Below are 19,746 nucleotides of genomic sequence, written 5' to 3'. Positions count from 1 at the left end.
ATGGATGGAGCCTTCAGCCTATACCGGAAATAACGCTGCCGAAGCCCGAGATATGGACGCCGTCGCACGATTTTATGTCAAATGCGCACTCTGGCTCGGGGTGCACGATCCGGTCTTCGTGGACGCCTATTTCGGCCCGGCGGCGGTGAAGGAGGAGGCGCTCACGGTTACGGTCCCGCCGGATCGCATCGCCGGATACGCCGCCGACCTCCTTGCCACCCTGGACAGGATCGAACCCGACCGCCTGGAGGAGGCCGGACGCATCCGCCACACCCACCTCCGGGAGATGATCCGGACGCTTGAAGCACGTGCCGGAATCCTCACGGGGGAGAGCCTCGTCTTCGATGCCGAGGCCGAGGCGCTCTATGGGATCGCGGTGATGAGGGATGATCCCGACTGGTACGGCGAACTCCATGCAGCGCTCGATCTCCATCTTCCTGGAGACGGCGACCTCTCCGTCCGTTACCGGGCGTTCATGGACTCATTCGTCATCCCGTTCGACCGGCTGGGACCAGTCTTTGCGGCGGCATTTGCCGAAAGCCGCCGCAGAACTGCCGAACACCTGCCGCTCCCGGCAGGGGAGCGGCTTGAGATCGGCTACGCCACCGGGGAGCCGTGGGAGGCTTTCATCCGCTACCTGGGAGACGGAACGAGCCTCGTCCGGGTGAACGCCGATCTGCCGATCACCGTCGATCGGGCACTTACCTACGCCTGCCACGAGGGTTACCCCGGTCACCACACGATGCGGGCGATCCGGGAGGCGGCGCTCGTCCGTGCCCGGGGCTGGATCGAGCACTCGGTCGTCACCCTCGCGTCGCCACTCGCGACGGTCGCCGAAGGAGCAGCCATGCTCGGAGAGGAGATGATCTTCTCCGGTCACGAGCGCGCGCGGTTCTTCGAGGAGGTTCTCTTTCCCCTGGCCGGGCTCGAGACGGAGAATGTCGATCGCTTCGATGCCGTCGTTACCGCGTCCGCGGCCCTGAACCTCATGGGAAACGCCCGGGTGGCCCGCGGATACCTCGGCGGCACGCTGTCGCGGGAGGAGGCGAGCCGGCTCCTCCAGGACGTCCTGTTCCTCGAGGCGGAGGCGGCACGGATACGCCTCCGGTTCATCGAGGAGTTCCGGGCGTACCCGGTGGCTCTCGCTCAGGGTTACCGGATCGTCCGGGACTACGTCGGGGACGGCGACGACCGGTGGGAACGCTTCGTTCACACCCTCACCGAACCGGTGCTGCCCGGCGACCTCACCTCGGCCGACAGTCCCGAATGAACGACCGGGCCTCTTCGTCGGTGATCGCGTAGGTAGCCTGGGCATCGAGCGCAACGACACGGAGGATCACCGCGACGTCGTCGAGGCGCCGCTTGTGGTCGCCGCGAACGTGCTTCCTCACCTCGCGCAATGTCTCGAGCGCGGTCGCGACGTTCGCGATCGTGCATAAAGCGCTCTCCCGGGTGCCGGCATCGACAACGGGGAGAGAACGGGGTGGCCGGGTAACGGGAACAGGGGTCATGCACCCTATCCTTGCGCTTCATGAACTTGAACCTGCTGGAACCTCTGCAGATAACGTATTAACTAAAAAACCCCAATCTGAATTGAGTATCTCCTCGCCGGAGATCGGCCCATGAGCACAGACGATACGAACAATATACCCAGACCCGAGGGCTACTGGAACCTCTTCGCAAGCCCCTGCCTTGCCGGCCCCATAAAATTCGTTCTCCCGTTCGTCATCGCGCTGGCCCTTTTCGCGGGACTTTACCTGATCGAGCCCTACCAGCAGTTCCTCGTCATCTCGGGGCTGCTCGCCGCCTACTTTGTCCCCCCGGCCGGAAAGGAGTCGATCATTCCCATAGCGATCGTGATGGGCTACCCCTGGTGGCTCATCACCCTCGCAATCTTCCTCCTCGACGTGGCCGTCTCCCTCTTCGTCGTCTGGAACTTCGATCTGGCGCTGAAGATCCCGCTCGTCGGCCGCCTGCTCGAGAGCGGGATGACCGCGGGCCGGAACTACACCGATGCCCGGCCCTGGCTCCGGCGGTTCTCGACGATAGGGCTTGCCCTCTTCGTCTTCTTCCCGCTCCAGGGAACAGGGGCGATGAACGGGGCGATCCTCGGCCGGCTGCTGGGGCTGGAGAAGGCCAGGGTCTTCGCCTGCGTCTGCACCGGGTCGCTTGCCTCCAGCCTCGTCATCGCCCTCGGGTCCGACGCGCTCCTGGATATCTACCGGCATGACCCCGCGCTCGGGATCGGCATCCTGGTCGCGATCGTCGTCGCCGTTCTGGCCGCCTTTGTGGGATGGCGAATACACCAAGGGCGGCTCCGGGAACGGACTCCCCGGTGACGGCATACCTAAGGGCAATTCCGCAGGCCTTAAATTTCCCGCGCCCCCCTTTCTCCTGTACTGAGTGGTTTCTATGAATTCTCAATTATACCCGTGGATCGTTGCCATGCTGGCGGTTCTGATCGCTGTCGGCGCCGGTTTTGCCGCATTGAACCAGCAGGCACCGCCGCCTGCCTCCGTGACCGATGGAGATGCTGCGACGCTCCTCATCCACCTGCAGTCCGATATCACAGCGGCGCTCGAGGCCCTGGACGGCCACTTGAGCCATGCCGCGTTCGAACTCGGGAAGACCGATCTCTCCGGCGCCGCCGCTCGCGGAACCCTCGCGAACCTCTCCGCAACCGACCCGTCGATCATCGACTGCACGGTCAGCAACGCGAACGGCACGATCCTCGCCGTCGAACCGGCGGCGTACCGCGACGTCGAGGGCATGGAGATCGGTGGCCAGGCCCATGTCCGGCACATCCTCGCGACGAAGCGGCCGATCATGAGCGAGACGATCACGGTCGCGGAGGAGATCCCGGCGGCGGTCATCGTAGCACCCGTCTTCACGAACGAAGGGCTGTTTGTCGGGTTCTCCTCCATCGTCTTCCGGCCGGAGGTTCTGATCGGAGGCATCGCCGGCCCGGCGGCGAACGGCACCCCGTACCAGGTGATGGTCGTCCAGACGGACGGACGGGTGATCTACGACACCGACCCGGCCCAGATCGGGAAGATGACGTTTGAAGACCCGCTCTATGTCGACTACCCGGATCTGCTCGACGTGGCCCGCCGGGTCGCCGGTGAGCGTTACGGCACCGCGACCTATGGGTTCACTGACGGCGGTGAGGCGGTGCAGAAGGAGATCACCTGGACGACCGCCGGACTCCACGGGGTAGAGTGGAGAGTGGCGGTGATCCGGGCGGTTGAGTAGAAGCGAGATAAGGGCATCCGTGCCCTCATTTTTCTGATGGGTCTGCCTGTCCTCCTGCGGACTCTGCCGCGGCAGCATTCGGGATGAACTGTGGCGGAGCGGAACGAGGGCGCCGGAATCCCGGCACCGCTCGCCGGGCACTCCGTTACCCGACCTTCAGGACCACGAGCGTGATGTCGTCGAACTGAGGCTGACTTCCTGCGTGGGTGGTGACATCCTCCACGATCGCCGCGATCATCTCCCGTGCCCCGAGGCCGACCAGTTTCGGGATGAGCGTTGTAAGCCGCTCCGTGCCGTACTCCTCGTCGCGCTCATTCGTGGCCTCGGTCACTCCGTCGGTGTAGAAGACCACCGTATCGCCGGAATTCAACCGGAGCTCCACGAGTTCGAGCTCGATATCGTCAAAGATCCCGAGCGCGATCCCCTTCCCCTGGAGTAGTTCCGCAACGGTCGAGCCTTTCCTGAAGAGGAGGGGAGGGTTGTGGCCTGCGTTTACGTAGGTGAAGGTTCCCTTCCGGGTATCGAGGATCCCGTAGAAGAGCGTGACGAACATGCAGGTCTTTGAGTCCATGCAGATGTATCGGTTCGCCTCAAGGATCGACCCGGCGGGATCCGGGTTCTCCGAGGCGCTCGCCCGGACGAGGGTGCGGGAGAGCGCCATGAAGAGTGCGGCAGGAACGCCTTTCCCCGAGACGTCGGCAATCTCAACGCCCCAGCAGCCTTCCCCGACCGGGATGTAATCGAAGAAGTCCCCGCCCACCTCGCGGGCAGGCAGGTTGAAACCCGCGAGGTCGAAGCCGGGGAGCACCGGAGCCGACTCCGGGAGGATGCTCTGCTGGATCTCCTTCGCGATCTCGAGCTCTTTTGCAACCCGCTCCTTCTCCGCGGTAGTTCGGCGGAGATCCTCGACATGCCCCTTCAGATCGGCCGCCATCTTATTGAACGAGCAGGCGAGATCTTCGAACTCGTCCCCGGTCGCCACCTCCACCCGGTGATCGAGGTCGCCCCGCCCTATGGCCTCCGAGCCTCTCTGCAACTCCTCGATCGGCCGGGTGATGTGGCGGGTGACGACGAGGGTCAGGAGGGCGACGACGGCGAGCAGGCCGAGGAAGGTTCCGGTAAAGACGGCCTTCATCGTCTCCTGCTGACCGCTGATGTGCTGGACGGTATCCTCCGACGCCTGGAAGATGCTCGTCCGGGTCTCCTCTATCGGCGCGAGCACCTCATCGACCGGCATCACGACGCCGACGCTCCAGTTCACGCTCCGGACAGGGGCATACGCGATGAATCGCTCGCCGTCGTCAAACCCGACCCTGGCGACCCCGCTCTCCCCCGCGGTCATCTTCCCGGCGACCGCGACGAGATCCGGGTTCTCGCTCGCGAGCAGGTTCTCGGTGACGAACGACTCGTCCCACCGCAGATCGCCCGAGGTGAGGCCGGGTCGGCTGATGACGTTTCCATGCGAGTCGATCAGCATGGCATAGCCCCGGTCGCCCACCTGGGTGCCGATGATCTGCTGGTTGATCGTCTCGATCGTGACGTCCGCACCGACCACCCAGACCCAGTCTCTCCCGGAGGTGTAAACCGGCCGCGAACATGTCACCATCAGGCCGTGGCCGATGAGGTCGACGTACGGCTCGGACCAGACCGCTCCTCCGGCCCCGTTCGCCTGCACGAACCAGCTCCTGAGCCGGGGATCGCACGTGGCGTCAAGCCCGGCCGTCCAGGGATAGATCATCGCCATCCCGGACCCAGTCCCGACGTAGACGTTCGCCAGGTGCCGGTTCGTTGCGGAGATGGGAATGAAGATATCGTCCATCATCCCTGCGGCGTTCCGCTCTTCGCTGAGAAGGCCGGCATCGATGCCGGGCGAGAGGAAGAGAACCGAGGTCGAACGCCGGTCTGCCGGCTCCTCGTCCTGCAGGTAGAAGTGCCGCGGCCGAACCATGGATGGGTTCCCCTGGAGGGTCGTCGCGTAGCGCTCCATCACCTCAAGGTCCCCGCTCACCTGCTCAAAGACGATGTTGCTGATATAGGCCTGATCCTGCGCGAGCCGGAGAAGCGACTCCTCGGCGTTGCGCTCAAGCGCAGCTGTGCTGTCGTTCATCGCGCGGATTCCGAGATCGGTGCTCCGGTCAAGGGCATAGCTGCCGACATCGTTCATCTGCGTGAATGCAAGAGAACCGGCGAGAAGAAGGGCGACCGTCGAGAGGCCCAGGAATGCGAGGAGGAACTTGGTTCTGACCGGGATCCGGATCCGGCGGCGCTCCGGCTCACTCTCGCTCATCACTAAGATTGCTCCGGTAAAGGAGATAAGGCATGCTGGATTGAATCGTCCATCCCTGCCGGACAGGCGGGCCCCGGACGGCAGCAGGGAACGGATCTCGCACTCACCCAAACCTATAACTCGCTCCGTGATCCCACCGGCGCCGCCGGTCAGGTGGGACAACTCTGACCCGCCGACCCGGAACTCCGAGCCGCCGGGACTATCGGGCCGACGGTGCAGGCGCCAGCCTGCGGCATCTTGAGGTGTTTGAGAGATGAAGTACGCACCGGAACATTTTGTGCTCGCGGCTGCTCTGGTTCTCCTCTGCCTTCTCCCGGCAGGGGTGCTCGCCCAGGCCGAGGACGTGGTGCAGGTCAACGGCTCCAGTTTCGTGCCGGAACGCCTGGAGTTCAGCGAAGACCTGCTGGACGACCTTAACCTCCCCGAGGGCTTTGAAGTGAACGTTTTTGCACGTGATCTCGTGAACCCGAGGATCATAACCGTCGGGGATGACGGCACGGTCTATGTCACGCAGCCGGAGGAGAATCAGACAACTGCCCTCCGCGACACGGACGGCGACGGCGCGGCCGATGAAGAGGAGGTCGTCGTCTCCGGGATCGGTTACCTGCACGGGATCGCCTATCATAACGACAGCCTCTACCTCGCGACGCCGACAGAGGTCTACGTCGCCGCAGTCGGCCCGAACGGCAGTGTCGGCGACGCCGAACTCCTCGTCGGCGGACTGCCCGACGGAGGGCAGCACCCGAACCGCACGCTCCGCTTCGGCCCCGACGGCCGGCTCTATCTCTCGGTGGGGAGCAGCTGCAACGCCTGCCCGGAGCCGAACCCCGAACATGCAACCATGCTCCAGATCAACGGCAGCGAGCGCCGCATCTATGCCGAAGGGCTCCGAAACACCATCGGCTTCGACTGGCACCCCGAGACCGGCGAGTTCTGGGCATTCGACCAGGGATCCGACTGGCGGGGCCCGGATCTGCCCCCTGAGGAGCTGAACCGGATCGAGGAAGGAGGAAACTACGGGTGGCCGTGGTGTTACGGGAAGCAGCAGATCGACACGGTCATCGCACAGGAGCCCCCGAACATGACCCGCGAAGAGTTCTGCGCCATGAGCGTCCCGTCGGTGCTCGAGTACCAGGCGCACAGCTCGCCGATGCAGTTTGTCTTCTACAACGAGACGCAGTTCCCGGAAGAGTACCGGAACGACGCCTTCTTAACCCTCCGCGGGTCGTGGAACCGCTACCCGCCGGTCGGCTACAAGGTGGTGCGGGTTCAGTTCAATGACGCGGGCGAGCCCGAGGGGTTCGAGGACTTCATGACCGGGTTCCTGCACAACAACGAAACGGCTTTCTCCGCCCGGCTCTGCGGACTTGCGATTGCAGAGGACGGTTCGCTGCTCGTGGGTGATGATACCAACGGCGTGATCTACCGGGTATCCTACGCAGGAGCGGAGAACGCGACGGCCAGCTAAACCTACCGGCGAGAGGGGATTCACAACCCTCTCCCGTCTCACGGACGTACCGGCACGTCGGCCGCTTTCCGGAGCAGGAATACGAACGCCGCCCCCTCCCCGGGACGGCCGGGCACCCGGTCTTCCACCCAGATCCGGCCGCCGTAGCGGTCGATCAGGATCTGCACGAGATACAGCCCGAGCCCCTCGCCCACGCCCCGCTGCTGCTTCTCGTAGCGGTGGAAGATCTCCTCCTTCCGGTCGTCCGGGACGCCCCGGCCGGTATCCGCGACCGTCACCCGGACGAACCCGCCCTCCTCAGGCTCGACCCGTATGGTTACGGTGACCCCGGGACCCCCGTGCTTGACGGCGTTGCCGATCAGGTTCGTGAAGACCTCGCAGAGGAGATCGTCGGCAACGACCTCGCACGATGCGCCCTCATAACTGGTGGGTACGGACGGAAAGTGGTCGATCTCGGTCCGGATGACCGCATCGATCTCGGTCGACCGGAGCGCGGGAGGTCCGGCATGAATCCGCCGGATCTTGGAGACGATGCCGAGGATCTCGATGCTCTTTGCTATGCTCCGCTTCAGGTTCGCCGCGTATCCTGCCACCTCGCCGTCGAGCATCTCGAGCAGCAGTTCGGCATAGAGGTTCGAGACGTTCTCGGTGTTCCCGATGTCGTGGGTCAGGATATCGAGGTAGAGGTTTGCCTCCCGGTGAGCAGACCGGAGATCCCGGTGCACCCGGGCGAGCTCCGCCTCGGCTTCCTTCCGCCCGGTGACGTCGCGAACCATGCCGCCCCGGTAGAGCGGCCGGCCGCCGGGATCGCGGATCACCATGAGGTGATCCTCAAGCCAGCGGTACTCCCCGTTCTTCGCCAGAAACCGGTAGAGGAGGAGGCCTCTCCCCGAAGCGGCCGCGGCGTTCAGTTCCGCCACGACCGCCGGCCGGTCGTCGGGGTGGATGCGCTCCATGACATCCTCAAGGCTCATCACAGCCATCTCCTCGGGGGTGAAGCCGAGGATCTCCTCGATGACCGGGCTCATGTAATCGTAGCGGTCGGCCTGGAGGTTGCGCCGGTAGGCAGCGTCGAGCGAGTTCTCGAGAACCGCACGGAACCGTTCCTCGCTCTCGCGCAGGGCTTCCTCCACCTGTTTGCGCCTCGAATCATCGTAGATGTAGCCCTGGGTCTCCAGGAGTTTGCCGTCCGCGCTGAAGCGTCCGACCACGTTCTCTACGACGTGGATGCGCGTCCCGTCCCGGCGCTTCCGGATCCTCCCCTCGTTCTCGGCCTTCCCATCTCTCTGCAGGCGCGTGAGGAGCGCGTCCCGGTCACGGGGATCTTCATAGAGGTCCCGGATATTGGTATTCAGTGCTTCTTCTATGGAAGCAAACCCGAATATTCTGACGAATGCCGGGTTGCAGGCGAGTATCAGGCCATCCGCGGTGGTGAGGAAGTCTCCGGTGAGATCGTCCTCGAAAAGCCGCCGGTAACGCTCCTCGCTCTCCCGGAGAGCCTCCTCCGCCCGTTTGCGCTCGGTGATCTCGGTGAAGAAGGTCGTGACGCGTCCCCGTTGATGTGAAAACGCGGTGACCTCGAACCATTTCGAAAGGCTCGGCAAAGGATACTGAAACGCTGCGGATTCTCCTGTCAGCGCCACGTCTCCATAGATCGCAATGATTCCGGCAGCCTCATCAGGAGGGAGAACTTCAGTCACCCGCCGGTTCACGACATCTTCCCTTCTGAGTCCGGTAAAGAGTTCAAACGCCCGGTTGACCTCCAGATATATGTAATCAACGGGTCTTGCGGCGGCATCGACGACGATCTCGCAGTGTGCGTAGCCGATGAGCGGGTTGTCGAGCGCCTGGCGGTACCACTCCATGTTCTCCCGGAGGGTTTCTTCCGCCCGCTTGCGCTCCGAGTCGTCGTAGATGTAGCCCTGGATCTCGAACAGTTCGCCGCCGGAACCGAAACGCCCGACCACATTCTCCACGATATGGATGCGGGTTCCGTCCCGGCGTCTCCGTGTCCGGCCCACGTTCTCTATCTTTCCTTCCTTCCGGAGACTTGCGACGATCCGGTTCAGTTCCCCGGGATCCTCGAAGAGATCCCGGACATCGGTATCCAGAGCCTCTTCCCTCGAGGCGAACCCGAATATCCTTGCGAACGCCGGGTTGCAGGAGAGTATCCGACCATCCGCGGCGACGACAACATCCCCGGTGAGGTCGTCCTCGAAGAGGCGCCGGTAACGCTCCTCGCTCTCCTGCAGGGCGTCCTTTACGGACTGCAGCGCGGCATTCTCCCGCCGGAGCGCCTCGTTCTCGGCCAGAAGGTGTGCCACGCGTTCATGACCCTCCCGATCCTGCGCCGCGGTGCGTAACGCACTCTCTGAGTCCTCCGAATATGCCACGATCCAAACTCCCGGGGCTGTTGTACTGCTGGCAGTCAGTTTTTCGTTTGTTTTAATCGTATTAATGCTACCTCCCGGTAGGCGGGGCGGAGAGGGGCAGGGCCATAACGAGTATCTTATGCTCCTACGACCAACGTGAATACGTTGCAGCCTGCAGGGAATAGCATGAGGTTAGAGGAGGTCAACAGCAACATCTTCTACAACGGCGACTGCATCGCGGGGGCAAGAGCGCATATCCCCGACGACTCGGTCGACCTGATCGTCACCGACCCCCCCTACGGCATCAACGGCGACCGGTTGCACCAGCACTACAACCGCGACGAGGCGTTCGTCGTCGACGGCTATATCGAGGTCGCCGCATCTGATTACGGGACGTTCAGCAGAGACTGGATCCGGGAAGCCGAACGGATATTAAGGCCGGGCGGGTCGATCTACATCGTCTCGGGCTACACGAACCTCTACCACATCCTCCACGCGCTGCGCGGAACACGCCTTCGCGAGGTCAACCATATCATATGGCGCTACAACTTCGGCGTCTACACGAGCAGGAAGTATGTCTCCTCCCACTACCACATCCTCTTCTACGAGAAACCCGGCGGCGAGCGGACGTTCAATCTGGAGTCGCGCTATGGCGCCGGGGAGAGGGGGCCGAAGAACGGGTCGCTGAACTATCGCGACCGCGAAGACGTCTGGTGCATCAACCGCGAGTACAAACCGGGGCAGGCGAAGAACAAGAACGAACTGCCGACGGAACTGCTCGTCAAGATGCTCCAGTACAGCAGCAACGAGGGCGATCTCGTCTGCGACATGTTTCTCGGCGGCTTTTCGACGGCAAAGGCGGCTATCGGCCTCAACCGGCGGGCGACCGGGTTCGAGGCCTCAGAGCAGGCCTTCGACCTGAAGGTCACGGAACTGCGGGATATCCTCCCGGGCTGCCTGCTTCCCACGCTCAGGAGACCGGAGACCGGAGAGCCGGCGAACCGGGGCAAGCCCTGGACGGAGACCGACCGCGAGATCCTGGTCTCCCGGTTCGCCGCGCTCATCGAGTCCGGCGAGACGAAGAAGAGGGCGGTCGAGATCCTGGGAGGAGAACTCGGCCGGGGCCGGTGGGCAATCGAGAAGATGCTGAAACAATCAGGATGCTCGAACAGGCGGTAGTCCCTGAACCCGGCGGATACGGACAACGCTAATGCCCTTCAAGACCAACCTTTCCTTCAGCATTCACCACGACGGAAGAGACCGATGGCAACACCCACCGCACGACCGTTCCTCAAGTGGGCAGGCGGCAAGGCGCAACTGCTCGATGCGTTCACTGCACGGGTTCCGCGGGAACTCGCCGAGGGAAGCCTTCCGGTCTTCGTCGAACCGTTCATGGGCGGCGGAGCCGTCTACTTTCACTTCAACAGCACGTTTGCGTTCAGGGAGTGCCACCTCTTCGACATCAACGAGGATCTCGTCCTCGCCTACACCGTCGTAAAAAACGACGTCTCCGCTCTCATCGAGTACCTCCGCGACGTCGAGAGCGAGTTCCTCGCAAAAGACGATGCCGGGCGGAAGGACTACTACTACGCCGTCCGGGACGCGTTCAACCGCGAGAAGAGAGAGATCGATTTTACCGGGTACGGCGACGCGTGGATCGAACGGGCGGGACGGTTCATCTTCCTCAACAGGACGGGCTTCAACGGCCTCTACCGGGTGAACTCCCGGGGCGGGTTCAACGTCCCGTTCGGCAGGTACAAAACGCCGAAGATCCTGCACGAAGAGGTTCTTTTAGCCGACTCGCTCGCGTTCCGGAACACGACCATCCATCTCGGCGACTTCACGCAGGCGGAGCCGTATATCGCAGAGGAGACCTTCGTCTACTTCGACCCGCCCTACCGGCCGCTGAACCGGACGTCGTCGTTCACGCAGTACTCGAAGAACAGGTTCTCGGATGAGGAGCAGAGGCGCCTTGGGGCATTCTACGCACAATGCGACGCAAAGGGCGCGAGGCTGATGCTGAGCAACTCCGATCCGAGAAACGTCGATCCGAACGACGGGTTCTTCGACGACCTCTACGCCAACTACCGTATCGACCGGGTTCCGGCAAGAAGGGCAATCAACTGCGACGGGACGAAACGCGGAGAGGTTCGCGAGATCATCGTCATGAACTACGAATCCCCGGGAGCCCGAACCGTCCCAAAACTATAAGGTCTCACCGCGGTATGCAGCGTTCATGACGTTTCGGGAGATCAACGACGACCTCTGGGAGATCGTCAGTAGACACCTCCCGCCCCAGAAGCCCCATATCGGGAGACCAAGGCGCGACCCCCGACACCTCTTCAACGGGGTTCTCTACGTCCTCACCACCGGATGCGCCTGGAGCGACGTGCCGGCGAAGTACGGGACAAAGTCGACGGTGCACCGCTACCACCTCGAACTCTGCAGGCGGGGGGCGTACCAGGCGATCTTCCTCGATCTCCTCCGGTCGGGCTACGAGTTTCGGAAGAAGGAGAGCGCCGCGGCGGATCTCGCGGCTTCCGCAGTGTAGTGCATGTAGCTCCAGCCACCCGCGAAATAGCGCGACGTCCAGTATTTCACAGATCTCTTCGCGTTCTTCGCGATTCGAAGTGAGATGGCTTCTTACGCTCCGTTCCGGATGGAACGTCGCGATTCAAAGCCAGATGGCCATTATCCATCAATCACATATCCGTCACATACATATGATACGAGGATTCGAGCGATTCTAATAGATTTTCGAATTCAAAGCACAGGTGTCGCGAAGCCAGTCTCATCACATTCGTCTGGATCACATATCAGTCACGAAAGTGGTATATAGTACACACTGGGCAAACTTCAAGCCCAGAAGGGGACGTATTTCCTATCCCGTGGTGATTTGTTATCCGGATCTGACACTTTGATCAGGGCGCTATCAATTGTATCTTTGATGATACGTGATGCTATCGAGTAATTTCTGTCCTTAATGCCCAGGCGTTTCCTCAAAGAGGTATTGGTCATGTAATCATGACAGATGTAACGCAGGCAGCAATGTTGATAGCAGGCTCTGACCCGATCTTTCCGATCCATACCACTCAGCGTGCGGTGTGAGAATAAGGTTACCCGCATAAAATCGTTTTCAGCCTGAAATTCAGGAGCAGGAAGTTGATATACTTCGACCTCTCCTATCGCACGATCGATACCCGAACCCCGCTCTTCGCAGATGTTCATCCTCCGCATCAGCGAGGCCAGTTTCTCATTCCGAGATTGTGGGGGATGGTCGATAAATCTGATCGGTTCGATCAGCGGTTTCCCAGGATTGGTTATTTCCATACGGCAGGAAAAGATCTCGACGAGCGGGCCTGTTCCACGTATAAAGAAATCTTGGTGGATCAAGGCATTCGCAACAATCTCGCGGATGGCCAGTTTTGGATACATCTTCTCTTCTACGCGAAGTGCATCTTTAATGACCTCATTTGCAGGCAATTGATCCCATATTCGGTCAATTAGTGCCTCGAACGTAACAGCGTATCCCTCATAGGACACATCCTCTTTAAGGGCCTGGAGACGATCATTACCCTTATAATATACAACCCGCACCGCTTTTCGCTCAAGGGAGGGAAACATGCGGAAATCTTTTGCAAACAAGACTGCCCCAAGATTCGTGATAGCATACGCTGAGTCACACTGTTCAATTATTCCCTCGTTCTCAAGAAAATTCAAAATACCTGCCCGATTATCTGGAAAAGGATGTTTCAGCAGATCGAAAACGGCAGGGTAGTTAATCTTTGCAAGAACATCATCCGATGATAGGTTTGGTAATGCGACATCATTTTCAAAAAGCATGGTATTATCCATGTGCCAGATTCTTCTCTCTTTTTCTGGAAACTTCGATAAGGAGTGTGTTGTAGAGCCGATCCGGATATATGCTTTAGAGTAAAAGCAAACTGGCTGGTTTCGGGCAGCGGTTACCTGGAAAACAACGACAGACCCAACATCATAGCCTAATTCTACAATTTTAACATCTACAGCGGGATTTAGACCGCGGAGAAGCCAGGGTTCCAGATCTTCGTTACCTTTTCCTTTGCAAATCCTTGGTCGGAAATTTGTTCCGACGATCTCATGAGTTTTATCATCTATCCCCCAGATAATATAGCCTGCTTTCTGCCCATTCAGACTTGCAGAGTTACTTATAGCTGAAATATATTCGCCAATTCTTTGGGGATTCGCATAACTCAACTTAAACTCAATCCATTCCGTCTCAGCAGGCGCGGCCCTCACTTTATCGACGAAATCGCGCCAAAAAGCATCAACAGACATCAGAGCACTATTATCATAAATAACTAAATACTTATGCAATTATCGTCTCTATCGATGCGACGCTCTCCTGCCCGGATGCTGATCTCCCCGGGTTAATATCTGGTAAAAGATTCGTCTATTCATATTCTCAGGAGCAATTCGGCCTCCTCCAACGAGGTCAAAAGAAACCTGCGAATAACTCACTCCAGTGGATCCGGGTTTATCTGCTGTTTGTACCAGCAAGAGGGGCGTTAAGTGAAGATAGGACAGTGCTCGTCTGCGACCAGCCACTTAAGGGGGGATGACTTGGAGATAAGGTGCTGGAGACACCCTCTAAAACGCCCCCGCCACCACCACATAGAGTTCGCCCAGCGGCGCCGGGAACTCTGCCGCCGTCCCGACGGCGATTCTCTCCGCCGGGTAGCCGAGGTCTTCGCAGACGGCAAGCCGGGTCTCCGCCGGGAGGGCGGCCGCGAGCACCCCGACGTCGAAGGCCGGGTCGGCGACGAGGAAGACGACCTTCCCCCGGACGACCTCCTCCCGGGCCTCGGTTATCGCCCGGGCGTGATCCTTCCCGTGGGCGGAGACGACCGCGGCCCGCGCCAGCGGAACCTTCAGACGGGCAAACGCGACCTGGAGCGAGGAGATCCCGGGGACGACCTCGCCCGGAAGGTAGCCGAGCCCCGCAAGCATCGGGTCGCCCGTCGAGAGGACGACCGCATGGGCCGGGAGGGAGCGGAGGCTCTGGTAATCCTCGATCTCGTGCACCTCAGAGCCCGGCGGGATGGCGTCGCGGGCAAGCGCGATCGCCCGTGCGGAGCCGTAGACGAGCTTCGCACCCGCGATGACCCTCGCCGCCTCCGCGGTCAGCAGACCGGGGCCGCAGCCCACCCCGACGATCTTCATGGCGACTCACCGACGATCCGGCCGTCGCGGTCGACGATCACGACCCTGATACGGGGGTAACGGGCACAAAACGCTGCAATCTCCCGGCAGACCGTCTCCTCCCAGAGCGGGGTCGCCGAGAGTTCCTCCACCGTCGCGCACCCGGTGCCTTCGAGGACATCGGGGTTCATGAACTTCAGGATCAGGCCGGGCAGCCCGCAGATGACCGCGTCGCCGTCGACCGCCGGGAGCGCTTCGGCGAGACGGTTCCCGATCAGGATCGCCTCGTGCTCCGGGAAGAGGAGGCGGGAGTAGCGCAGGCCGAGCCTGCCGGTCGTCAGCACGATCGCCCCGGGAGCGTGGGCGATCCGGTCGATCACCCCCTCCGTCACGTGATCGTCCCAGGGCTCCACGAACCCGGTCGTCCCGAGGACGGATATTCCCCCGTGCACCCCTACCCGGGGATTCAGCGTCTTCTGTGCCACCTCCGCCCCCCGGGGGATCGTCAGGATGACCGTCGTCCCGGATAGGTCCGCCTCCTCCACCGCCTCATCGATAGCACGCCGGATGCAGTCGAGCGCCGGATCACTGATCGCGGGCGTTCCCTGCCGGTGACGGGGGGTGTCGCGGGCGAAGCTCCCGATGCCCTCGCCGGGGACGAACTGGACACCGCCCGAGAGGGAGGGGGTCGCCATCGCGACGAACTCAAGCCCCCCCGTTACGTCGGTGGTGTAGTCGCCGGCGTCCTTCCGGCAGGATGCCTGCCCGCGGTAGCCGTCGACCGGGAGCAGGACCGTGATGCCGCAGGGGAGGGTGACGTCCACCTCCCGGACGGTGTCGAGGACGAGCGAGAGAACCGCAGCCTTGCAGGCCGCGGCCGCAGTCGTCCCGGTCGTGAACCCCCGGCGGAGGACAGTTCCCGATGCGGTCAGAACCGCAAGCCCTCTCCGGACGTCGTCGAGAAGTTCCGGGGAGCGGCAGGCCGCCACCCATGCCCCGGGATACTCGAAGTCAGTAACCGGGTCCCGCATGACCTTCACGCTCGGCATGAATCGTGATGATCTCGTTCATCGCCGCTACCGCGACCGGCGTCCCGCCCCGGGTGCCGGCGTTCGAGACCGACGGCACGTCGATGGTGCGTAGTATCCCCTTCGACTCCGCGGCGTTCACGAACCCCACCGGGGTTCCAACGACCAGCGCCGGCCGGACCCCTTCGCGGATCATCTCGCAGACGACGAGAAGCGCTGAAGGAGCGTTCCCGATCACCACGACCGCCCCTTCAAGACGGTCGCGCAGGGCGAGAAATCCCGCCGACGTCCGGGTGATCCCGCGCTCGCGGGCGATATCCTCGCCGTAGTCGAGGGCGCAGACGACCTCGCTTGCATGCCCGCGTTTCAGGATGCCCGCCTGCACCATCCGGATATCGACGATAATCGGTGCCCGGCGGGCAAGCGCGGCAACCCCGGCCTCGACCGGGTCGCCGGAAAAGCGCATGAGATCGGCCATCGCAAAGTCGCCGACCGCCACCGAGCACCGCTGCCGGATCCGGTCTTCGAGGGTGACGTTCCCCACCCGTTCCCGGGCCAGGTTCCGGCTCGCGCTCGCTATCGCGTAGGCCTCCGGCGTGACCGCCGCGAGGTCAGTATACGTACTTCCGGTGGTATCCCCGGGGCGTGACGATTCCTCTCGCACCATGCTCATCCCTCCAGATCCTGGTCTCTTCTCCGCCGATAAAAACGATCGAATGCATGTCCACGAAGGCGAAGTGGTCTATGAACTCTCCAAGCGTCGTGATCAGCCGCTCTTCACCCTTCCGGTAGGCGTTCTTGATCACCCCGACCGGCGTCGTCTCCGGGAGGTGGCGGCGGGCGATCGCGACCGCTGCATCAAGGTTGTGCGGCCTTCCCCTTGAACGGGGGTTGTAGAGGACGACCGGCACCCGCATCCGGAACGCGAGGTCGAGCCTCCGCTCGATCTCCTCCCAGGGGGTCAGGAGATCCGAGAGGCTCATCGTGACGTAGTCGCCCGAGAGCGGCGAACCGAGCCGTGCCGCCGCCGAGACCGCTGCCGTGATCCCGGGGACGACCTCGACCGCGACCGTCGAGCCCGACCGTTCGGCCACCTCGAGGACGATGCTCGCCATCCCGTAGACCCCGGCGTCGCCGCCGCTCACCATCGCGACGACCCGGTCGCGCGCGAGGTCGAGCGCCTTTGCCGCCCGGTCGACCTCCTTGCCCATGCTGCTCCGGACGACCTCTTTCCCGGCGAGCATCGGCTCGACGAGATCAAGGTAGAACCCGTTGCCGACGACGCAGTCCGCCTCGCCGAGGGCTTTTAAGGCGCGGGGCGTCATCTGCAGCAGGTCACCGGGGCCGGTGCCGACGATGTACAGCCTTCCTCCATTATCGCGCGATTGCAACAGTGACACCACCATACGTCTGTTTGACAAGAACCAGAACTTTGCGCTTCGCGATCGCGAGAGCCGCGGGTTCCGCGACCCCGGCGAGCCCTATGAGGGAGGCACGCGAGGGCGACGGAGCCTCCTGTGCGTTCAATGTCCCGTCGTCTAAAAAGACAAGATTGCCGCCGAGTTCCGCGACGGCGTCAATGAGCCCCGTCTCGTTGCGCTTCTTCATGGTCGTCGCGTAGACGAGCACCTCTTCCGGGCGGATCCCGGCCTCACGAAGCGCCCGCTGGACGGCTTCTTCAACCTCGGCCGCGTCGGCGTCCTTTCTGCACCCGACGCCGACGACGTACTCCCCCTCCCGGACGAGGAGGGAGACGGCCGGGCCCGCGACGACGATCCCGGGGCCGGTGACGGCGTAGAGGGGCAGATCGGCGTCCAGCATCGCGGCGTTCACCGCCCGGGTGGAGTCGCGGTTCACGACATCGCAGCCTCTCCGGGCGGCGATCCCCTCGACCGACTCCCGGCCCCGGGTCTCGGTCGCGGTCGTGATCACCGCTTCAATCCCGAGAGCAGCGAGTTCCCGGGCAAGGTCGTTTCCGCCGTGGTGCCCGCCGACGACCGGGACGGCGTAGCGGAGGTCCGGCCCGATCACCACCACCGCCGGGTCGCGCCACTTGTCGGTGAGGAGGGGCGCGATCCCCCGGACGGCGATCCCGGCCGACATCAGGGCGACGATCCGGCCGTAGCCGGCAAACGCCGTCCGGAAGACGTCCCGGCCGTAGGGAAGGACGTCGGCACCGAGAGCGTCCGCGATCCGGCGGGCGTCGGGGAGGAACCGTTCGAGCGCGATCACGACAGTCCCGGTCATGAGTAGAGAACCGACCTCCCGAACCCGGACGTAGCCGGGTCCACCACTCGCCCGATGACGATCAGCGCCGTCCGCTCGATCCCGGCCGCCCGGGCCTTTGACGCAATGTCGGCAACCGTCCCTAAGACGATCTTCTGGTCGGGCCACGAAGCGTGGTAGACGACCGCCGCCGGGGTATCGGGCGGGCACTCCACCCGGGCGAGAACCTCTTCCATCCGCTCGGTTCCGAGGAAGACCACCATCGTCTGCCCGAGCCGGGAGAACTCGGGGATCAGGTCGGCCTCAAGCGTCGCCCCCGCCGGGCGGGTGACGATCAGGCTCTCGGAGACGTCGCGGAGGGTGAACTGGGTCTTCAAGGCCGCAGCGGCCGCGAAGAGCGACGAGACCCCCGGGACGATCTCGGCCTCGATCCCGCGCCGCTCGAGTTCCGTCATCTGCTCGACGATCGCGCCGTAGAGCGCCGGATCGCCGGAGTGGAGCCGGACGACGAGTTTGCCGGCCCGGACGTTTTCTTCGACGGCATCGACGATCTCGTCAAGGGTCATCCCCCAGCTGTCGAGTCTCACGCCGGCTCCCGACTCCGCGACAAGCGCCGGGTTCACGAGCGAACCCGCGTAGATGAGGACGTCCGCCCGCCGGAGGAGATCCATCCCCCGGACGGTGATGAGATCGGGCGCCCCCGGCCCCGCGCCCACGATGTAAAACTTATGCATGCGGCCGCCTCGCAAAGAGGATCGAGAAGTAGTCGCTTTTTTCAGGGAGATCAACCCCCCGGTAGACCCGCTGCTCCGGCATGAACATCCGCTCGACGAGGACGAACTCCGAGTAGCCCTCCTCCGAGAGGGAGGCCGCGAGCGCCGCCGGCTTCCTGACTTTCATGAAGATCCTTGATTCCGGCCCGTTCCCGTCCGAGACAAGAAACCCGCCGGAAACCGGGACGTTTGCGACCGAGGCGAACGCGGTGATGGAACTGATCCCGGGCTCGGTTGCAAACGTTATCCCGGGATAGCGCTCCGCGATCACCTCGCAGAGCCGCGAGAAGGTCGAGTAGAAGTTCGGGTCGCCGATGATCCCGAATACGGTAAGCCCATCCTCTGCGTGCGGCGCAATCCGGTCGGCGTTCTCTTCCATGCACCTTCGGATGTAATCCTCGTCGCTCGTCATCGGGAAGTTGAGGACGACAGCATCGGGCCGGTAGGGCTTCACCAGATCATAGGCAAGGTTTCCGGGGACAAAGACCGCTGCGGCTTCGCCAAGGAGCCTGACCGCCCGCAGGGTCAGGAGTTCCCGGTCGCCGGGCCCGAGCCCCACGCCTACGAGCATCCGGCACCCCCGACGACGATGTAGACGGGATTGATCGGTTTGAACATCGTCCCGCCGGCGATCCCGGCCGACCGCGAGACCTGGAGGTGGACAGCCTCGACGAAGATCCCGAGGCGCTGCATGCTTTCTATCGCCTCATGAAGCGTCCCGACCATCACCGCGTTCACGACGATCTTTCCCCGCACCCGGTCGGCGAGGAGATCGAGAACCTCCGGCAGGCGGCGCGATCCGCCGACGAAGGCGGCGTCGAGACGGTCCAGCCCCGGGAGGATCTCCGCCGCGTCGCCCTCGAAGAACTCGATGTTGCCCCTGCCGGCGCGAGCCGCCTCGGCCCGGGCATACGCGATCGCCTCCGATCGGCGGTCGATCGCGTAGACCCGCTCCGCCGTCTCCGAGAGAGCGACGGAGATCTTCCCCGTCCCGCACCCGATATCAACCACCCGGTCGCCCGGACGGATGCCGAGTTTTGCGAGCGAGACGGCCATGACCTCGTCCTGTGTTGGTCCACCCCTCAATCCCATAGCGTTCACGTTACCCGGATAAATTTGTGTTAACATCTATTAAATAGCGTAGTGGGCCGCCTCATCG

The 19,746-nt window shown here is 62.7% G+C and carries 19 protein-coding genes; 7 read left to right on the top strand and 12 right to left on the bottom strand.

What is annotated here, in order from left to right:
- Positions 1 to 4 precede the first annotated feature (4 nt).
- Positions 5 to 1,270: a hypothetical protein gene (locus tag MCUHO_RS11955; RefSeq protein ID WP_067078652.1), complete on the top strand. Its 1,266-nt coding sequence runs from the start codon at positions 5 to 7 to the stop codon at positions 1,268 to 1,270.
- Here MCUHO_RS11955 and MCUHO_RS11950 read toward each other — a convergent pair.
- Positions 1,245 to 1,511 (bottom strand): hypothetical protein, encoded by a 267-nt coding sequence (locus MCUHO_RS11950; RefSeq protein WP_067078649.1) that lies wholly within the window; start codon positions 1,509 to 1,511, stop codon positions 1,245 to 1,247. The genes MCUHO_RS11955 and MCUHO_RS11950 overlap by 26 nt on opposite strands.
- 111 nt (positions 1,512 to 1,622) lie before the next feature.
- On the opposite strand from MCUHO_RS11950, the gene MCUHO_RS11945 reads away from it, so the two are divergent.
- Both MCUHO_RS11945 and MCUHO_RS11940 read left to right on the top strand, forming a co-directional pair.
- Positions 1,623 to 2,339, top strand: a complete 717-nt coding sequence (locus tag MCUHO_RS11945) for a small multi-drug export protein (RefSeq protein WP_067078646.1) — start codon at positions 1,623 to 1,625, stop codon at positions 2,337 to 2,339.
- Positions 2,340 to 2,412: 73 nt separating this feature from the next.
- The gene (locus tag MCUHO_RS11940) at positions 2,413 to 3,252 is read left to right on the top strand and encodes a cache domain-containing protein (RefSeq protein ID WP_161485900.1); all 840 of its coding nucleotides are present in this window, start codon (positions 2,413 to 2,415) and stop codon (positions 3,250 to 3,252) included.
- A gap of 145 nt (positions 3,253 to 3,397) precedes the next feature.
- Here the strand turns inward: MCUHO_RS11940 and MCUHO_RS11935 are convergent, their stop codons facing one another.
- Positions 3,398 to 5,539: a SpoIIE family protein phosphatase gene (locus MCUHO_RS11935; RefSeq protein ID WP_067078641.1), complete on the bottom strand. Its 2,142-nt coding sequence runs from the start codon at positions 5,537 to 5,539 to the stop codon at positions 3,398 to 3,400.
- A gap of 253 nt (positions 5,540 to 5,792) precedes the next feature.
- Here MCUHO_RS11935 and MCUHO_RS11930 point away from each other — a divergent pair, with 253 nt between their 5' ends.
- Positions 5,793 to 7,007: a PQQ-dependent sugar dehydrogenase gene (locus MCUHO_RS11930; RefSeq protein ID WP_067078638.1), complete on the top strand. Its 1,215-nt coding sequence runs from the start codon at positions 5,793 to 5,795 to the stop codon at positions 7,005 to 7,007.
- Between the two features lie 38 nt (positions 7,008 to 7,045).
- Here MCUHO_RS11930 and MCUHO_RS11925 read toward each other — a convergent pair whose 3' ends face one another.
- On the bottom strand, positions 7,046 to 9,331 hold the full coding sequence (locus MCUHO_RS11925; protein WP_067078637.1) for a PAS domain-containing protein: 2,286 nt from the start codon (positions 9,329 to 9,331) through the stop codon (positions 7,046 to 7,048).
- A gap of 234 nt (positions 9,332 to 9,565) precedes the next feature.
- Here MCUHO_RS11925 and MCUHO_RS11920 point away from each other — a divergent pair, with 234 nt between their 5' ends.
- The 3 genes from MCUHO_RS11920 (at position 9,566) to MCUHO_RS11910 (ending at position 11,930) form a co-directional block, all read left to right on the top strand.
- Positions 9,566 to 10,558: a DNA-methyltransferase gene (locus MCUHO_RS11920; RefSeq protein ID WP_067078635.1), complete on the top strand. Its 993-nt coding sequence runs from the start codon at positions 9,566 to 9,568 to the stop codon at positions 10,556 to 10,558.
- 84 nt (positions 10,559 to 10,642) lie between these two features.
- Complete coding sequence (locus tag MCUHO_RS11915; RefSeq protein ID WP_067078632.1) at positions 10,643 to 11,590, top strand: DNA adenine methylase; 948 nt, start codon at positions 10,643 to 10,645, stop codon at positions 11,588 to 11,590.
- A gap of 25 nt (positions 11,591 to 11,615) precedes the next feature.
- Positions 11,616 to 11,930, top strand: a complete 315-nt coding sequence (locus MCUHO_RS11910; protein ID WP_067078629.1) for a transposase — start codon at positions 11,616 to 11,618, stop codon at positions 11,928 to 11,930.
- Positions 11,931 to 12,235: 305 nt separating this feature from the next.
- Here MCUHO_RS11910 and MCUHO_RS11905 read toward each other — a convergent pair whose 3' ends face one another.
- The 9 genes from MCUHO_RS11905 to cbiT all read right to left on the bottom strand — a co-directional run bounded on the left by MCUHO_RS11905 (position 12,236) and on the right by cbiT (position 19,679).
- Complete coding sequence (locus MCUHO_RS11905; RefSeq protein WP_067078627.1) at positions 12,236 to 13,696, bottom strand: ATP-binding protein; 1,461 nt, start codon at positions 13,694 to 13,696, stop codon at positions 12,236 to 12,238.
- A 312-nt stretch (positions 13,697 to 14,008) separates the two neighbouring features.
- Positions 14,009 to 14,581, bottom strand: coding sequence for a cobalt-precorrin-7 (C(5))-methyltransferase (locus tag MCUHO_RS11900; RefSeq protein ID WP_067078624.1), 573 nt, complete (start codon positions 14,579 to 14,581; stop codon positions 14,009 to 14,011).
- Entirely contained in the window at positions 14,578 to 15,591 is a 1,014-nt protein-coding gene (locus MCUHO_RS11895; protein WP_067078915.1) for a cobalt-precorrin-5B (C(1))-methyltransferase, read from the bottom strand. Before MCUHO_RS11895 ends, MCUHO_RS11900 begins: the two co-directional genes overlap by 4 nt.
- On the bottom strand, positions 15,572 to 16,255 hold the full coding sequence (locus MCUHO_RS11890; RefSeq protein WP_394328828.1) for a precorrin-8X methylmutase: 684 nt from the start codon (positions 16,253 to 16,255) through the stop codon (positions 15,572 to 15,574). Before MCUHO_RS11890 ends, MCUHO_RS11895 begins: the two co-directional genes overlap by 20 nt.
- A complete protein-coding gene (gene cobJ, locus MCUHO_RS11885) occupies positions 16,200 to 16,994 on the bottom strand; it encodes a precorrin-3B C(17)-methyltransferase (protein ID WP_067078622.1) in 795 nt (264 codons plus the stop codon). Before cobJ ends, MCUHO_RS11890 begins: the two co-directional genes overlap by 56 nt.
- Positions 16,963 to 17,835 carry a cobalt-precorrin 5A hydrolase gene (gene cbiG / locus MCUHO_RS11880; RefSeq protein ID WP_067078619.1) on the bottom strand — a complete coding sequence of 291 codons (873 nt, stop codon included), beginning with the start codon at positions 17,833 to 17,835 and terminating at the stop codon, positions 16,963 to 16,965. The genes cobJ and cbiG overlap by 32 nt, the downstream gene beginning before the upstream one ends.
- Positions 17,832 to 18,548: a cobalt-precorrin-4/precorrin-4 C(11)-methyltransferase gene (locus tag MCUHO_RS11875; protein WP_067078617.1), complete on the bottom strand. Its 717-nt coding sequence runs from the start codon at positions 18,546 to 18,548 to the stop codon at positions 17,832 to 17,834. The genes cbiG and MCUHO_RS11875 overlap by 4 nt, the downstream gene beginning before the upstream one ends.
- Entirely contained in the window at positions 18,541 to 19,158 is a 618-nt protein-coding gene (locus tag MCUHO_RS11870; RefSeq protein WP_067078615.1) for a cobalt-factor II C(20)-methyltransferase, read from the bottom strand. Before MCUHO_RS11870 ends, MCUHO_RS11875 begins: the two co-directional genes overlap by 8 nt.
- On the bottom strand, positions 19,149 to 19,679 hold the full coding sequence (gene cbiT / locus MCUHO_RS11865) for a precorrin-6Y C5,15-methyltransferase (decarboxylating) subunit CbiT (protein WP_067078613.1): 531 nt from the start codon (positions 19,677 to 19,679) through the stop codon (positions 19,149 to 19,151). The genes MCUHO_RS11870 and cbiT overlap by 10 nt, the downstream gene beginning before the upstream one ends.
- Between the last annotated feature and the right edge of the window lie 67 nt (positions 19,680 to 19,746).

Source organism: Methanoculleus horonobensis, assembly GCF_001602375.1.
Classification (GTDB): Archaea; Halobacteriota; Methanomicrobia; order Methanomicrobiales; family Methanoculleaceae; genus Methanoculleus; species Methanoculleus horonobensis.
The sequence above is the reverse complement of the archived record's forward strand: the minus strand, read 5'-3'. Positions and strand labels throughout refer to the sequence as shown.

Excerpts from the sequence above, each read along its gene's own strand:
- MCUHO_RS11875 (WP_067078617.1), bottom strand. The coding sequence starts at position 18,548 with ATGCATAAGTTTTACATCGTGGGCGCGGGGCCGGGGGCGCCCGATCTC.
- MCUHO_RS11920 (WP_067078635.1), top strand. The coding sequence starts at position 9,566 with ATGAGGTTAGAGGAGGTCAACAGCAACATCTTCTACAACGGCGACTGC.
- MCUHO_RS11935 (WP_067078641.1), bottom strand. The coding sequence starts at position 5,539 with ATGAGCGAGAGTGAGCCGGAGCGCCGCCGGATCCGGATCCCGGTCAGA.
- MCUHO_RS11900 (WP_067078624.1), bottom strand. The coding sequence starts at position 14,581 with ATGAAGATCGTCGGGGTGGGCTGCGGCCCCGGTCTGCTGACCGCGGAG.
- cbiT (WP_067078613.1), bottom strand. The coding sequence starts at position 19,679 with ATGGGATTGAGGGGTGGACCAACACAGGACGAGGTCATGGCCGTCTCG.
- MCUHO_RS11930 (WP_067078638.1), top strand. The coding sequence starts at position 5,793 with ATGAAGTACGCACCGGAACATTTTGTGCTCGCGGCTGCTCTGGTTCTC.
- MCUHO_RS11915 (WP_067078632.1), top strand. The coding sequence starts at position 10,643 with ATGGCAACACCCACCGCACGACCGTTCCTCAAGTGGGCAGGCGGCAAG.
- cobJ (WP_067078622.1), bottom strand. The coding sequence starts at position 16,994 with ATGGTGGTGTCACTGTTGCAATCGCGCGATAATGGAGGAAGGCTGTAC.
- MCUHO_RS11945 (WP_067078646.1), top strand. The coding sequence starts at position 1,623 with ATGAGCACAGACGATACGAACAATATACCCAGACCCGAGGGCTACTGG.
- cbiG (WP_067078619.1), bottom strand. The coding sequence starts at position 17,835 with ATGACCGGGACTGTCGTGATCGCGCTCGAACGGTTCCTCCCCGACGCC.
- MCUHO_RS11905 (WP_067078627.1), bottom strand. The coding sequence starts at position 13,696 with ATGTCTGTTGATGCTTTTTGGCGCGATTTCGTCGATAAAGTGAGGGCC.
- MCUHO_RS11955 (WP_067078652.1), top strand. The coding sequence starts at position 5 with ATGGAGCCTTCAGCCTATACCGGAAATAACGCTGCCGAAGCCCGAGAT.
- MCUHO_RS11950 (WP_067078649.1), bottom strand. The coding sequence starts at position 1,511 with ATGACCCCTGTTCCCGTTACCCGGCCACCCCGTTCTCTCCCCGTTGTC.
- MCUHO_RS11895 (WP_067078915.1), bottom strand. The coding sequence starts at position 15,591 with ATGCGGGACCCGGTTACTGACTTCGAGTATCCCGGGGCATGGGTGGCG.
- MCUHO_RS11910 (WP_067078629.1), top strand. The coding sequence starts at position 11,616 with ATGACGTTTCGGGAGATCAACGACGACCTCTGGGAGATCGTCAGTAGA.
- MCUHO_RS11890 (WP_394328828.1), bottom strand. The coding sequence starts at position 16,255 with ATGGTGCGAGAGGAATCGTCACGCCCCGGGGATACCACCGGAAGTACG.
- MCUHO_RS11870 (WP_067078615.1), bottom strand. The coding sequence starts at position 19,158 with ATGCTCGTAGGCGTGGGGCTCGGGCCCGGCGACCGGGAACTCCTGACC.
- MCUHO_RS11940 (WP_161485900.1), top strand. The coding sequence starts at position 2,413 with ATGAATTCTCAATTATACCCGTGGATCGTTGCCATGCTGGCGGTTCTG.